The organism is Pseudomonas sp. BNK-45 (assembly GCF_047456255.1).
In the GTDB taxonomy this organism is placed as follows: Bacteria; Pseudomonadota; Gammaproteobacteria; order Pseudomonadales; family Pseudomonadaceae; genus Aquipseudomonas.
The window spans coordinates 491,381-504,977 of sequence record NZ_CP179909.1 but is presented as its reverse complement, the minus strand read 5'-3'; the positions used below and the strand labels follow the sequence as shown (position 1 = coordinate 504,977).

The window sequence follows — 13,597 nt, the reverse complement described above, 5'->3', positions numbered from 1 at the left end:
GCCCAACACAAAAGGCGGCGCATTATACCCAGCGTTAGGGTCTTCGGGGTGATCGCCGGCCTCAGGCCGACAGCGGGTTTGCTGGCGATAGAGGAAAAATCTGCTAACAATGCACACGGTGCGTATAACGGCAGCTACGCCATAATGCGCACCGAGATTAGAGGAGCATCCAATGAGCAGCACTGCACAAACTGCTGAAGGCGAAAAAATTCTTATTGTTGACGACGATCCGGGGCTGAGCAGCCTGCTGGAGCGTTTTTTCGTCAGCAAGGGCTACCGTGCCCGCGCGGTACCGAACACCGAGCAAATGGACCGTCTGTTGGGTCGCGAAGTGTTCAACCTGGTGGTCCTCGACCTGATGCTGCCCGGCGAGGACGGCTTGACCGCCTGCCGCCGTCTGCGCAGTGCCAACAACCAGATTCCGATCATCATGCTCACCGCCAAGGGCGATGAGCTGAGCCGCATCAAGGGCCTGGAGCTGGGCGCCGACGATTACCTGGCCAAGCCGTTCAACCCTGACGAGCTGATGGCCCGGGTCAAGGCCGTGCTGCGTCGTCAGTCGGCTCCGGTGCCGGGTGCGCCGGGCAGCGAAGACGAAAGCGTGACCTTCGGTGACTACGAACTGTCCCTGGCTACCCGCGAGCTCAAGCGTGGCGATGAAGTGCACATGCTCACCACCGGTGAGTTCGCGGTACTCAAGGCCCTGGTGATGAACGCCCGCCAGCCGCTGACCCGCGACAAACTGATGAACCTGGCCCGTGGCCGCGAGTGGGATGCCCTGGAGCGTTCCATCGACGTGCAGATCTCCCGCCTGCGGCGGATGATCGAGCCCGACCCTTCCAAGCCGCGTTATATCCAGACCGTCTGGGGCGTGGGTTATGTCTTCGTGCCGGATGGCACCGCGACCAAGTGATAGGTGATTTGTAGGAGCGAACGCCCGGGCCGGTAACGACCCGGGCGTTCGCATTCCGCAACTCCGCGAGCGCGAGCCGCTCCTGCAAAGTGTGTATTGGCTGTTATGAAAACCCCGCTGTGGTTCCCCCAGAGTTTCTTCTCCCGCACCCTGTGGCTGGTGCTGATCGTGGTGCTGTTTTCCAAGGCATTGACCCTGGTTTATCTGTTGATGAACGAGGACGTGCTGGTGGACCGGCAGTACAGCCACGGTGTGGCCCTGACCCTGCGCGCCTACTGGGCCGCCGATGAGTCCAACCGCGACCAGATCGCCGAGGCCGCCGGGCTGATCAAGGTGGTGGGCAGCGGCGTGCCGGCCGGCGAGCAGCACTGGCCCTACAGCGAGATCTACCAGCGACAGATGCAGGCCGAGCTGGGCGCCGACACCGAAGTGCGCCTGCGCATGCATGCGCCGCCGGCGCTCTGGGTGCGGGCGCCGAGCCTGGGGGATGGCTGGCTCAAGGTGCCGCTGTATCCGCATCCGCTGCGGGGGCAGAAGATCTGGAGCGTGCTGGGCTGGTTCCTGGCCATCGGCCTGCTGTCCACCGCCTCGGCGTGGATCTTCGTCAGCCAGCTCAACCAACCGCTCAAGCGCCTCGTCTACGCCGCCCGGCAACTGGGCCAGGGACGCAGCGTGCGCCTGCCGATCAGCGATACGCCGAGCGAGATGACCGAGGTGTACCGCGCCTTCAACCAGATGGCCGAGGATGTGGAGCAGGCCGGGCGTGAGCGGGAACTGATGCTGGCGGGTGTGTCCCACGACCTGCGCACGCCGCTGACCCGCTTGCGCCTGTCGCTGGAGCTGATGGGGGCGCACACCGACCTGACCGACGACATGGTGCGGGACATCGAGGACATGGACGCCATTCTCGATCAGTTCCTGGCCTTCATCCGCGACGGCCGCGACGAGTCGGTGGAAGAGGTGGACTTGAGCGATCTGGTGCGTGAAGTGGCCGCGCCCTACAACCAGAACCAGGAACGGGTGCACCTGCGCCTGGAGCCGATCCAGCCGTTCCCGCTGCGCCGGGTATCGATGAAGCGCCTGCTCAACAACCTGATTGGCAACGCCTTGAATCACGCGGGAACCGATGTCGAGGTGGCGGCCTATGTGTCCGGTGACATCAATGCACCGTATGTGGTGCTGAGTGTGATGGACCGTGGCGCAGGGATCGACCCTTCGGAGCTGGAAGCGATCTTCAACCCCTTCACCCGTGGCGACCGTGCCCGGGGTGGCAAGGGCACCGGCCTGGGCCTGGCCATCGTCAAGCGGATTGCCGCCATGCACGGCGGCAACGTTGAGCTGCGCAACCGTCCCGATGGCGGCCTCGAAGCGCGAGTGCGCTTGCCGTTGGGCTTGTTGCTGCCACGCGATGCAGACTGAACACCTGTAGCCGCTGCCGCAGGCTGCGATAAGGGCCGAAGGCCCTTGCGCGGCCCACAAGCGCGACTGCTGCACAGCCGGTCACAGCCTGCGGCAGTGGCTACAGGGGCCGCCGATCGAGCGTACCCCTTAGCCCTTGCCCTTGGTCCGGGTCATGTTCGGCCCGCCATTTTTCTCGATGTGTTCGATGATGATCCCTGCCACGTTCTTGCCGGTGGTGGTCTCGATGCCTTCCAGGCCCGGCGAGGAATTGACTTCCATCACCAGCGGCCCGTGATTGGAGCGCAGGATATCCACCCCCGCCACGCTCAGGCCCATGACCTTGGCCGCCCGTAGCGCGGTCATGCGTTCTTCCGGGGTGATCTTGATCAGGCTGGCGCTACCGCCGCGATGCAGGTTGGAGCGGAACTCACCCGGCTTGGCCTGGCGCTTCATCGCCGCGATCACCTTGTCGCCCACTACGAAGCAGCGAATGTCGGCGCCGCCAGCTTCCTTGATGTATTCCTGAACCATGATGTTCTGCTTCAGGCCCATGAAGGCCTCGATCACCGATTCCGCTGCGGTGGCGGTTTCACACAGCACCACGCCGATGCCCTGGGTGCCTTCCAGCACCTTGATCACCAGGGGCGCGCCGTTGACCATTTCGATCAGGTCGGGAATGTCGTCCGGCGAATGGGCAAAACCGGTCACTGGCAGGCCGATGCCACGCCGCGACAGCAGTTGCAGCGAACGCAACTTGTCCCGGGAGCGGGCGATGGCCACCGATTCGTTGAGGGGGAAGACACCCATCATCTCGAACTGGCGCAGCACCGCGCAGCCATAGAAGGTCACCGAAGCACCGATCCGCGGGATCACCGCATCGAAGCCTTCCAGGGGCTTGCCGCGGTAATGGATCTGCGGTTTGTGACTGGCGATGTTCATGTAGGCGCGCAGGGTATCGACCACTACCATTTCATGGCCACGCTCGGTGCCGGCCTCGACCAGGCGACGAGTGGAATACAGACGCGGGTTACGCGACAGCACAGCGATCTTCATGCAACACCTGTGGCAGAGGTAGTGGATACCGGGAACACCGGTTTGTCTTGTACGTATTTGAGGCCCGGATTGACCACCAGTTGGCCGTCGATCAGGGCCTTGGAGCCCAGCAGCAGGCGATAGCGCATGGCCTTGCGGCAGGCGAGGGTGAATTCCACCCGCCACACGCGATCGCCCAGGGCCAGGGTGGTGCTGATCACATAGCGCACCTGAGCCTGGCCGTTGGAACTCTTGATGGTCTTCATCGCCACCAGTGGCGCTTCGCACCGTCGGTGACGCAATTGCACCACGCTGCCCAGATGGGCATTGAAACGCACCCACTGTTCACCGTCGCGCTCGAAGGGCTCGATCTCGGTGGCGTGCAGGCTGGAGGTACTGGCTCCGGTGTCGATCTTGGCGCGCAGGCCGGCCACTCCCAGATCAGGAAGCGCCACCCACTCGCGCAGACCGACAACGGTCAAATGGTCAAAAGTCTTCAAATAGGGGAAATCCGCAATTAGCTTTTCCAGGCCGCGGCCGGAACCTCGGCCAGGGCTTTGAATGCAGGTTTGGCGAACCAGTAACCCTGCATCAGGTAAATTCCACAGTCGCTCAGAAAGTCTCGTTCACCAGCGCTTTCAATGCCTTCGGCAATGACTGTAACCCCCAACTCCGCACAGATTGTGACAATCCCGCGGACGATCGCCTGGCGTACGCGATCCTGGTCGACATCGCGAATCAGCGCCATGTCGAGCTTGATCAGGTCGGGTTGGAAATTCGCCAGCAAGTTCAGCCCCGAGTATCCCGCGCCGAAGTCATCGATGGCGGTCTTGAAGCCGAATTCGCGGTATTCACGCAGAATATGGGTCAAATGGCGACTGTTATCTACGTGCTGGCTTTCCAGGGTTTCGAAAATCAGCCGGTCCAGGGGAAAGTGCTGGGCGCGGGCGGCTTCCAGGGTGCTGCGGATGCACAGTTCCGGGCGGTACACGGCGTTGGGCATGAAGTTGATCGACAGGTGGCTTTGCATCCCCAGCTGTGCGGCCGTGGTGATGGCCAGGGTCCGGCAGCGTTGGTCGAAGCGATAGCGGTTGCTGTCGTCGATCTGCTCCAGCACGGTGTGGGCGCCTTCGCCATTGACCCCGCGCACCAGGGCCTCATGAGCAAAGATCGAGCGGTCGCGCAGATCGACTATGGGCTGATAGGCGAAGGAAAAATCGAAGCCTAGCGGCTGGCTTTGCTGACAGCCTTCGCAGCGGTTGCCCGGCGAGGTCAGGGATGTGGGGAAATCAGTCACGGTGACTCCTCGCGTATCAGGGCGCAACCTGGGTTATTTTAGGTGAGCGGCAGGGTATATGAGAGCCCGTTTGCAGGCTCTACCGTTGCGACATTTTTCAGCAAGAGGAATTCCAGTGGCGCACAAGCAGGAAGAAGAGGACAAGGTTCGTCTGGATAAATGGCTGTGGGCGGCGCGCTTCTACAAGACCCGCGCCCTGGCCAAGGCGGCCATCGAAAGCGGCAAAGTGCATCACCGTGGCGAGCGCTGCAAACCGGGCAAGGAGCCGCGGGTAGGTGATGAATACCAGATTCGCGCCGGCTTCGACGAGCGCACCGTGGTGGTCCAGGCCCTTTCCATCGTTCGCCGGGGGGCGCCCGAAGCGCAGACGCTCTACACGGAAACCGAAGCCAGCATCGCCAAACGCGAAACCGCCGCGGCCCAGCGCAAGGCTGGCGCCCTGGGCGTCAGTACCGATGGCAAACCGAGCAAGAAACAGCGCCGCGATCTATTCAAATTCCACGGCAGCAGCCACGAATGAAAGCGTAGGAGCCGGCTTGCCGGCGAATGGGCCCTTGAGGACGCCTTCGCCGGCAAGCCGGCTCCTACAAGGTCTGATCAGCGCAGCAGGCTGCTGGCGCGGACCACGTTCATGCGCGAGAGCAGCGGCATCCGGCTCATCAGCTTGAACAGCGGGTGCGTCAGGCGCAGCAGGAAGTTCGACATCCGCGCCGCATACGGCGTGTAGTAACCCCAGCCCAGGGCCAGCAGCGCCAGCAGCACGCCGCCGATGTAGTCGTCCTGGCCCCAATGCGCGCCGGCCACCAGGCGCGGCATCATGAACAGCAGGGTCAGGCACCAGACGATCAGGAACTGGCCGACGCTGCGGCTGAAGATCCCCATGAACAGCCCCCAGATCAGCAGCACCGAAGCGTGGTCGCCGGGGAAGCTCTGGCTGGAGCGGTCCTTGAGTTCCCAGGTCTTCTCCCAGCCTGGGAAGTAGTCGCTCATGTGCACGGCGCCTTCGAGCACCATGGACGGGCTGTTGTGTTGCCAATTCATCAGCGCCACCAACTTGGAAAACAGCGCGCGAATCACCACCATAAGAATCAGGATCGACAGGAAGCCGAAAAACGCCCGGCGCACGTCCACCGCCTTGAACACCCAATCACCGCGAATCAGCAGGCCGAGCATGATCAGCCCCACCACGATATCGAAGGGGCGCAGGCTGGCCACCGCCCAGATATGCAGCCAGGTGGGGTTGGTTGCCAGGGGGGTGTTGAGGTGACGGAACAGCCACTCGTCGAACATCAGGCAGTACATCTGCCCGGTTGGCCACAACCAGAATCCCAGCAGGGCCAAAGGGAGTAAATTGCACAGAACCAGCTTGCCGAGGTTCCACCTTGCTTGGAACAAACCCGGATTGTTCATAAAATATCTCCAATCACCGCAAAAACTGCACCCTTATGGTGCAAAACCGCAATTTTCGGTGCTTGTAACCTTTTTGTCATCATTCAGATACCCAGACCTATGACTGATTTGCCGGATACCGACTTCACTCAACGCTTCATCTTTGATGAGAGCGACGCCCGCGGCGAGCTGGTGGCGCTGGAGCGCAGTTACGCTGAAGTCCTCGCCAAACACGCCTATCCCGAGCCGGTGGCACAGCTGCTCGGCGAGCTGATGGCGGCGGCGTCGTTGCTGGTTGGCACCTTGAAGTTCGATGGCTTGCTGATTCTCCAGGCCCGCTCCGAAGGCCCGGTGCCGTTGCTGATGATCGAGTGCTCCAGCAACCGCGAGATCCGCGGCCTGGCCCGCTACGACGCGTCGCAGATCGCCCCTGACGCGACCCTTGCCGACATGATGCCCAACGGCGTCCTGGCCCTGACCGTGGACCCGACCCAGGGCCAGCGTTACCAGGGCATCGTCGACCTGGACGGCGCCACCCTGGCCGAATGCTTCACCAACTACTTCGTCATGTCGCAGCAGACCGGCACCCGTTTCTGGCTCTACGCCGACGGCCGCAATGCCCGCGGCCTGCTCCTGCAACAACTGCCTGCCGATCGCCTGCGCGATCCGGAAGAGCGCGAAGCCAACTGGCAGCACCTCACCGCCCTGGCCAGCACCCTGACCGCCGATGAACTGCTGAGCCTGGACAACGAAACCGTGCTTCACCGCCTGTACCACGAAGAGGCCGTGCGCCTGTTCGACGTGCAACCGCTGCGCTTCCGCTGCAGCTGCTCCCGCGAGCGCTCGGGCAATGCGCTGGTCAGCCTGGGGCTGGAAGATGCGCAGAAACTGGTGGTGGAACACGGCGGCAGCATCGAGATCGATTGCCAGTTCTGCAACGAACGCTACCTGTTCGATGCCGCCGATATCACGCAATTGTTTGCCGGTGCGGGCGTCGACACGCCGTCAGATACTCGTCACTAAAACGGTTCAGCGCAGGTAAATCACCTGGCAAACGCCGGAATTACGCCGTACTGACGGGAGGACCCTACTATTTTTGGGCTTTTCTGGCATAATCCGGCGCACTTTTTTCGCGGTAGTAGTGCGCGAGTTTCTACTACAAAACGTTTGGAGCACTCGGCCAATGGCCGACGGGGAACCTCATGACGCAAGCCAATAACGCCGTGTACACCGATCTGAGTGTGGATGATCTGGTCAAAGAAGCCCTGAACCGCGGTGAGGGCGAACTGGCCGATACCGGCGCTCTGGTGGTTCGCACCGGTCATCGTACCGGCCGTTCGCCAGTGGACCGTTTCATCGTTGAAGAGCCCACCACCCAGGACGCTATCGCCTGGGGCCCGATCAACCGCAAGTTCCCGGCGGCCAAGTTCGACGCCCTGTGGGACCGCGTCGAAGCCTACCTGGGCGAGCGCGAGCGTTTTGTTTCCCATGTGCATGTAGGTTCCGATCCGGCGCACTACCTGCCAGTGAAAATGACCACCGAGACTGCCTGGCACAACCTGTTCGGCCGTTGCCTGTTCATCAACCCCGAGCAGTACAACGCCGGTGGCAAAGACGAATGGCAGATCCTCAACGCGCCAAACTTCGTTTGCGAGCCTGAGCGCGACGGCACCAACTCCGACGGCACCGTGATCCTCAACTTCGCGGCCAAGAAAGTGCTGATCGCCGGCATGCGCTACGCCGGTGAGATGAAGAAAGCCCTGTTCTCCGTGCAGAACTTCCTGCTGCCAGCTGCCGACGTGCTGCCAATGCACTGCGCCGCCAACATGGGCGAAGACGGCGACGTGACCCTGTTCTTCGGTCTGTCGGGCACCGGCAAGACCACCCTGTCGGCCGACGAAAGCCGTTACCTGATCGGTGACGACGAACACGGCTGGGGCGTGGGCGTGGTGTTCAACATCGAAGGCGGTTGCTATGCCAAGTGCATCGACCTGTCGGAAAAGAACGAGCCGGTGATCTGGAAAGCCATCCAGCACGGCGCCGTACTGGAAAACGTGGTGATCGACCCGGTCACCAAGAAAGCCGACTACGCCGACGACAGCCTGACCCAGAACAGCCGCGCCGCCTACCCGCGCGAGCTGATCGAAAAACGCGCACCGAAGAACCTCGGTGGCGAGCCTAACGCGGTGATCTTCCTGACTTGCGACCTGACCGGCGTACTGCCACCGGTGTCGATCCTCAGCGAAGAACAAGCCGCCTACCACTTCCTGTCCGGCTACACCGCGCTGGTGGGCTCGACTGAAATGGGTTCGGGCTCGGGCATCAAGTCGACCTTCTCCACCTGCTTCGGCGCCCCGTTCTTCCCGCGTCCGGCTGGCGAATACGCCGAGCTGCTGATCAAGCGCATCCGCGGCTTCGGCTCCAAGGTCTACCTGGTCAACACCGGCTGGACCGGCGGTGGCTACGGCGTGGGCAAACGCTTCAACATCCCCACCACCCGTGGCGTGATTGCAGCGATCCAGAGCGGCGCGCTGATCGGTGCCGAGACCGAGCACCTGGACATCGTCAACCTGGACGTGCCAAAAGCCGTACCGGGCGTCGAAACCGGCCTGCTCAACCCACGCAACACCTGGGCTGACAAAGCCGCCTACGACGAAGCCGCCAAGGCCCTGGCCGGCCTGTTCATCGAGAACTTCAAGAAGTTCGACGTGAGCGACGCGATCAAGGCTGCGGGTCCGAAGCTGTAAGCCTCGACCTGCCATGAAAAAGCCGCCCTTCGGGGCGGCTTTTTTGTACCTGCTATTTGAGATCGGAGTGGCTCAGGGCATGCGCAGGTGGGCGTGCTCCAGCAGATCACAGCCGTCCTGCACCAATAGATAAAGCGCGTTGACGACGTGGGTGGTGTCTTTGCTGTCCGCCTGATCAAAGCTCAGGCAGGTGAGGGTTTCCAGTAAGTCGGAGGCCGCCCGTAGGCGTTGTCTTGCGCAGCTATACAGGTCCAGGGCATCGGCCTGGGTATCGATTACCAGGGCCGGAGTGTCGGTGAAGTTGCTCTTGAGCGGTTGATAGCGGGTTCGATCAAGGTTCATTGCGTTCATGGGATGGGTCACTTCAGGTCGTAAACAGATGCACCCGCGAGGTGTGGTGCGTTTTGCTGTTCTCGGGTGACCAAACCCGCTCGCTGTATCTTTCAGCGATGTCCGAACTATAGGTTCGATCGCTCAGTGCTCTCCATCAGCCGAATTCGATGCTTTCTGTAGGGCGTGTCTTTTATGGGGTGCGAATAGCCGTTCGCTTCACGTCTTCAAGTGCAACACCAACGCCCCCAACAACACCAGCACCACTCCCGTCACCTGTACCGCCGTCAGCCGCTCCTTGAAGAACACATAGCCCAGCACCGCAGCAATGCCGCCGGACAGCGTACTGATCACCGTCACCACCGACACCGAGCCGCTCATGGCGCCCCAGGAAAAGGCGAAGAACGCGCCCAGGTTCATCAAGCTGGTGGAGGCCAGCAGGCCGCAGTTTTTCAGCGGCGGGATCTTCAGCCCGTCCACGACTTTGAGCACCATCAGCAGCATCACGCCGCTGCCCACCGCGTAACCCAGCCAGAGCATGCTGATCGGCCCCAGTTGCGGCAGGGTGTAGCGGCCCTGCAGCCAGAAGCTGGTGCCATACAGAATGGCCGAGAGCAGGGCGAAGAAGATCGAGCGGCCGGCGGCGGTGCTGTGGGGCAGTTTACTGTCCGAGTGCAGGCTGGAGAGGATGACGCCGATCACGCACACGAGGATGCACAGCAGTTGCAGCAGGCTGATCTGTTCGCCGCTGGCCCAGGACAGCAGGGTGGTGACCACGCCGTAGGAGGTCACCAATGGGGCGACGATGGAGGCCTTGCCCAGGGCGAAGGCCTTGCCCAGGGCCAGGGCGCCGGAGACGGTAAAGGCTGCGGCGAGCACGCCCATCAGCCAGACTTGCGCGGGCGCGGCCATGGCCTTGTAGAGGATGGCGGGAAAGATCACCAGCAGCAGGCTCATCAGGGTGAAACCCAGGCTCTGGCTGAAGAACACTGCCCGTTTCACGCCCACGGCGCGGACGTTGAGCCCCACGAGAAAATCGGTGCCGCCCCAGAGCAGGGCGGCGAGCAAGCCCATCAATACGTCCACTGACTGTCCTTGTCGATTGACGGGTTGGAGGAGTCCAACGGCCGCGCTGTTTACTGCTGTGCGAGTCGAAACGCCGGCGCCATGCGTTCTTGTTCACGCCGGGACAGCCCCAGGGCCTGGGCCAGGGTGGGCCATTGGCGAACCACGCTCTGGCAGTGTTCGATGATGCCTTCTGCCTCTGCACGACCGAGGCGGAAATATGCCGCTACTTCCCGTGCCAGTTCAAGGTCCAGCGCATTGTCGGCTTCGCTGATGTTGAGTTTCAGCCCGCTGGCGTGGGCACAGGGGTTCATGTCGTAGGCCGGTGACAGGTGCCAGCCGCGTCCGGGTTCGAGCATGAATCCATGGTTGCGCAGTTAGAGCGCTTCCAGCACCTGGGTGTCCCAGCGTTGTTGCCTGATCGCCTGGTACAGCATGCCGATGGTCAGCGGCACCTTGTCGCCCCGGCCCTTGGCCCGGCGTTTCTGGAACGGGTCGAAGCCTTCGGGCTGGAAGTAGCGGTAGCTGTCGAAGTCGACAAAATCGATGCCGAACTGCTCTTCCAGGGCCAGCAGCAAATGCCGGGCGTCGGCGCCGTCGCAGCCCAGATCGAGGTTGATGGCGGTGCTCAGGCGCAGGGTCTTGCGCTCGGGCAGGCCGATTTCCTCATGCAGCAGCTGCAGCAGTTGGCGCATGGCGAGGTCGTCGGGAAAGCCGGGGGCCAGTTGCATGATCGGGTTCACTTGCGGTGTTTGAGAAGGGGCAGTGTACGGCGATTCTCCGGCAGCGTCGCAAGTCGGCGGGCGGCTGCGCAAGCCGCTCGCCCCGAGACGACGTGCGGGCCTTTTTACCCGCGATTTCCCGGGTGGAACCGAGCATTGCCGGGCAAAACTGTGTATGGTTCGCCGCTGGCTGGTGGGCCGGGATAGAGGCCCGGTCATCCTTATCTACAGGGATTTTGTTATGGCTTTTTTTCGCCTCGCGGCGCTGTTGTGGCTAGGGATGCTGGCGGGTTCGGTACAGGCTCAGGCCCTGTCGATTCAAGTGCTGGACGCGGTGGCCAAGGGCGCGCCACTGGCCGATGTCCAGGTGCAGCTGCAACAGGGCGCGACTCAGGTAGCAGGTAGCACCGATGCCCAGGGCCGGGTCACCCTGGCGGCCCAGGTGGCCGATTCGCCGGCCAGTGAGCTGCTGATCCGTAAGGCCGGTTACGCCGACCTGCGGGTCAAGTGTCCTTGCCAGGGGCTCAACTACGCCCTGAGCCCGGTGCTGGACAACCCGGAAAGCCTGCGGATAGTGCTGAGCTGGAGCGCGCCGGGGGAGGACCTCGATGCCCACCTGAGTTATCCCCACAAACTGTTGTACTTCGCCACCGGCAAGGGACCCGGAGCTCGTCTGGAATCGGACAGCAGCGACAGCAGCCGGCCGGAGACCATCACCATCGACCAGCGTGTGCCGGGCGACGCCTACGTTTTTGCCGTGCACGACTTCACCAACAGCACCACCTACGAAGCGTTGCGCCTGGGCCGCAGTCAGGCGCGGGTCTTTGTCTATAAAGGCGCTGCGCTGATCCGCAGCTACCGCGTGCCGCAGAACCGCAAGGGCAATCTGTGGGTGGTGTTTCGCCTGACCGCCGATGGCCGCCTGCAGGATATCGATCGGCTGCTGCTAGGCAGCGAGGAGCCGGAATCGGTCATGAGCGCGCTCGACCCGCTGCTGGAAAATGCCAAGTCCATCGATGAAGTGGTGGGTGCGGACTTCGGGCCGGTGGATGCCAAGAGCCTCAACCTCAAAGGCGAGGAGTCCTACCGCAAGGGCGATTTCGGCGGGGCGCGGATCTTCTACAGCGAAGCCATCGAGCTCGACCCGGGCTTTGCCCAGGCCTACAGCAACTTGGCCCTGGCCAATCGCAAGAACAGCCGCCCCGACGAGGCCATTGCCGCGGACCGCAAGGCCATCGCCCTGGCCAGTGGTCTGGCCGCGTCGACCATTCGCGCCAGTGCCTACTACGACATGGCGCGCATCTACGAGGACGCCGGGCAGTTGGCCACGGCGCTTGAGCACTACCAAAAGGCCCGGGAGCAGAAGGCCAACCCGGTGTACGACAAGGCCATAGAGCGGCTGCAAAACCGCTGATCACACAGGCAGAAGTTATCTCCACAACGCGCCGGCAGTGGCGCGTTGTGCATTTATGGAGGTTGATATGCGATTTCGTGTTTTCCCCTGGTTGCTGGCGCTGTGCCTGTCCGGCGGTGTGGCACAGGCGGCCGGGCCGCAGATGTTCGCCACCATCGACCGCAGTGGCTGGCCCAATTCCCTGACCCGGCCAGAGGATTTTGACAGCGCTTCACGGGGCGAGATCCTGATGTTCGGCAAGGCGTTGCTGGACAGTGAAGCCTTGGACGAGCCGGCCTTGAAGCAGCGCCTGGGCGTCAGGCAACTGGACCTGAAGTCGGTGAATCAGGTGCGCCAGCGCTTCTGGGAACTGTTGCTGAACAACTATCGCCTGGCCAGCCAGGACTGCGAGGGCATGCCGTTCTGCCTGCCGGTGCGCAACCTGGGGGAGCTGCGGCAGTTGGTGGCCAGCCTCACCGCTGGCAGCAAGGCCAGCTATGAGCACTGGGCCGAGGCCAGCGCAGTGTTTCACCAGCAGTACCTGAACGAGCAGTTGCGTCTGGCGGCACTGTTTCCCACCGTCAGCAGCGAAATCCGGCGGATGGATCCGGCGGAGCAACTGGGGGACGAGCTGGCGGACCGGCAGTTCCTGCTGACGTTCGATGACGGCCCGACTGCGCGCGATGGACGTACCGACCCGTTGATCGATGTGTTGCGTGCCCAGGATCTGCACAGCCTGTTCTTTGTGTTGGGGGACTCGTTCCAGGCACGCCTGAGCCAGTCCTCGGCCTTGCAGATGCGCGAGCTGTATGACGGCCAGTGCGTGGGCATACATGGCTGGGAGCACAAATCCCACGCCTCATGGCGCGAGTGGCAGAACTCGGTGATCCACAGCGCCAACCTGGCCAATCGCACTCTGGCGGACCAGTACCTGCCCTTGTTTCGCCCGCCCTACGGCCAGCGTCGCAGCGACAGTGCCGGGTTCTTCAAGGCTCAGGGGCTGCAGCTGATGCTGTGGAACATCGACTCCCAGGACTGGAGCAAGAAGGTCAGTGCCACGGCCGCCGCCCAACGGGTGCAGACCCTGATGCTGCTCTGGCGCCGCGGCATCATTCTGTTTCATGACACCCACGCCAAGGCCGCCCGGGCGGTGCCGGCACTGCTTGAGGCCAATCGGCACAATGGCGTGCAATGGCTGGACTGTCGGAACCTGCGTTAGGGTTGGCCACTTGCTTCGCCCCTGGGCGCCGGCCAGCCGGCGCCCAGGGGCGGGGCTGTGAGGCAAAGCGCTATCGCCCGGTAGCATCC

Annotated in this window: 14 protein-coding genes and 1 pseudogene; 7 read left to right on the top strand and 8 right to left on the bottom strand. The window is 62.7% G+C overall.

From position 1 onward, the window contains the following. The first annotated feature begins 172 nt into the window (after positions 1–172). Both ompR and ACMGG8_RS02280 read left to right on the top strand, forming a co-directional pair. Positions 173–913 (top strand): two-component system response regulator OmpR, encoded by a 741-nt coding sequence (ompR, locus tag ACMGG8_RS02285; protein WP_016966992.1) that lies wholly within the window; start codon positions 173–175, stop codon positions 911–913. A gap of 105 nt (positions 914–1,018) precedes the next feature. Next, positions 1,019–2,332, top strand: coding sequence for an ATP-binding protein (locus ACMGG8_RS02280; RefSeq protein ID WP_060837036.1), 1,314 nt, complete (start codon positions 1,019–1,021; stop codon positions 2,330–2,332). A gap of 129 nt (positions 2,333–2,461) precedes the next feature. Here the strand turns inward: ACMGG8_RS02280 and rimK are convergent, their stop codons facing one another. The 3 genes from rimK to ACMGG8_RS02265 are packed head-to-tail and all read right to left on the bottom strand — an operon-like array spanning position 2,462 to position 4,643. Beyond that, positions 2,462–3,367 (bottom strand): 30S ribosomal protein S6--L-glutamate ligase, encoded by a 906-nt coding sequence (gene rimK / locus ACMGG8_RS02275; RefSeq protein WP_007931744.1) that lies wholly within the window; start codon positions 3,365–3,367, stop codon positions 2,462–2,464. Continuing rightward, positions 3,364–3,828 carry an ATP-dependent zinc protease gene (locus tag ACMGG8_RS02270; protein WP_375136271.1) on the bottom strand — a complete coding sequence of 155 codons (465 nt, stop codon included), beginning with the start codon at positions 3,826–3,828 and terminating at the stop codon, positions 3,364–3,366. The genes rimK and ACMGG8_RS02270 overlap by 4 nt, the downstream gene beginning before the upstream one ends. 35 nt (positions 3,829–3,863) lie before the next feature. Continuing rightward, entirely contained in the window at positions 3,864–4,643 is a 780-nt protein-coding gene (locus ACMGG8_RS02265; RefSeq protein WP_108545841.1) for an EAL domain-containing protein, read from the bottom strand. A gap of 115 nt (positions 4,644–4,758) precedes the next feature. On the opposite strand from ACMGG8_RS02265, the gene ACMGG8_RS02260 reads away from it, so the two are divergent. Further along, positions 4,759–5,163, top strand: a complete 405-nt coding sequence (locus ACMGG8_RS02260; RefSeq protein ID WP_016966989.1) for an RNA-binding S4 domain-containing protein — start codon at positions 4,759–4,761, stop codon at positions 5,161–5,163. A gap of 77 nt (positions 5,164–5,240) precedes the next feature. On the opposite strand, the gene ACMGG8_RS02255 is transcribed toward ACMGG8_RS02260, so the two are convergent. After that, positions 5,241–6,053 carry a phosphatase PAP2 family protein gene (locus tag ACMGG8_RS02255; RefSeq protein WP_060837039.1) on the bottom strand — a complete coding sequence of 271 codons (813 nt, stop codon included), beginning with the start codon at positions 6,051–6,053 and terminating at the stop codon, positions 5,241–5,243. A gap of 99 nt (positions 6,054–6,152) precedes the next feature. Between ACMGG8_RS02255 and hslO the strand changes: the two genes are divergently transcribed. Together hslO and ACMGG8_RS02245 are read left to right on the top strand one after the other, a co-directional pair. After that, positions 6,153–7,055 (top strand): Hsp33 family molecular chaperone HslO, encoded by a 903-nt coding sequence (hslO, locus tag ACMGG8_RS02250; protein WP_060837040.1) that lies wholly within the window; start codon positions 6,153–6,155, stop codon positions 7,053–7,055. A 179-nt stretch (positions 7,056–7,234) separates the two neighbouring features. Next, complete coding sequence (locus ACMGG8_RS02245) at positions 7,235–8,779, top strand: phosphoenolpyruvate carboxykinase (protein ID WP_060837041.1); 1,545 nt, start codon at positions 7,235–7,237, stop codon at positions 8,777–8,779. Between the two features lie 72 nt (positions 8,780–8,851). Here the strand turns inward: ACMGG8_RS02245 and ACMGG8_RS02240 are convergent, their stop codons facing one another. The 4 genes and pseudogenes from ACMGG8_RS02240 to ACMGG8_RS02225 form a co-directional block, all read right to left on the bottom strand. Continuing rightward, positions 8,852–9,130 (bottom strand): hypothetical protein, encoded by a 279-nt coding sequence (locus ACMGG8_RS02240; protein WP_060837042.1) that lies wholly within the window; start codon positions 9,128–9,130, stop codon positions 8,852–8,854. A 198-nt stretch (positions 9,131–9,328) separates the two neighbouring features. Then, a complete protein-coding gene (locus ACMGG8_RS02235) occupies positions 9,329–10,183 on the bottom strand; it encodes a DMT family transporter (protein ID WP_235760274.1) in 855 nt (284 codons plus the stop codon). A gap of 62 nt (positions 10,184–10,245) precedes the next feature. Next, positions 10,246–10,551: pseudogene (locus ACMGG8_RS02230) on the bottom strand (HipA domain-containing protein); the annotation flags it as partial. Further along, the gene (locus tag ACMGG8_RS02225; protein WP_414159090.1) at positions 10,552–10,905 is read right to left on the bottom strand and encodes a DUF1493 family protein; all 354 of its coding nucleotides are present in this window, start codon (positions 10,903–10,905) and stop codon (positions 10,552–10,554) included. Positions 10,906–11,137: 232 nt separating this feature from the next. On the opposite strand from ACMGG8_RS02225, the gene ACMGG8_RS02220 reads away from it, so the two are divergent. Beyond that, a complete protein-coding gene (locus ACMGG8_RS02220) occupies positions 11,138–12,310 on the top strand; it encodes a tetratricopeptide repeat protein (protein ID WP_414159089.1) in 1,173 nt (390 codons plus the stop codon). Between the two features lie 67 nt (positions 12,311–12,377). Next, positions 12,378–13,508 (top strand): polysaccharide deacetylase family protein, encoded by a 1,131-nt coding sequence (locus ACMGG8_RS02215; protein WP_060837047.1) that lies wholly within the window; start codon positions 12,378–12,380, stop codon positions 13,506–13,508. Positions 13,509–13,597: the final 89 nt, after the last annotated feature.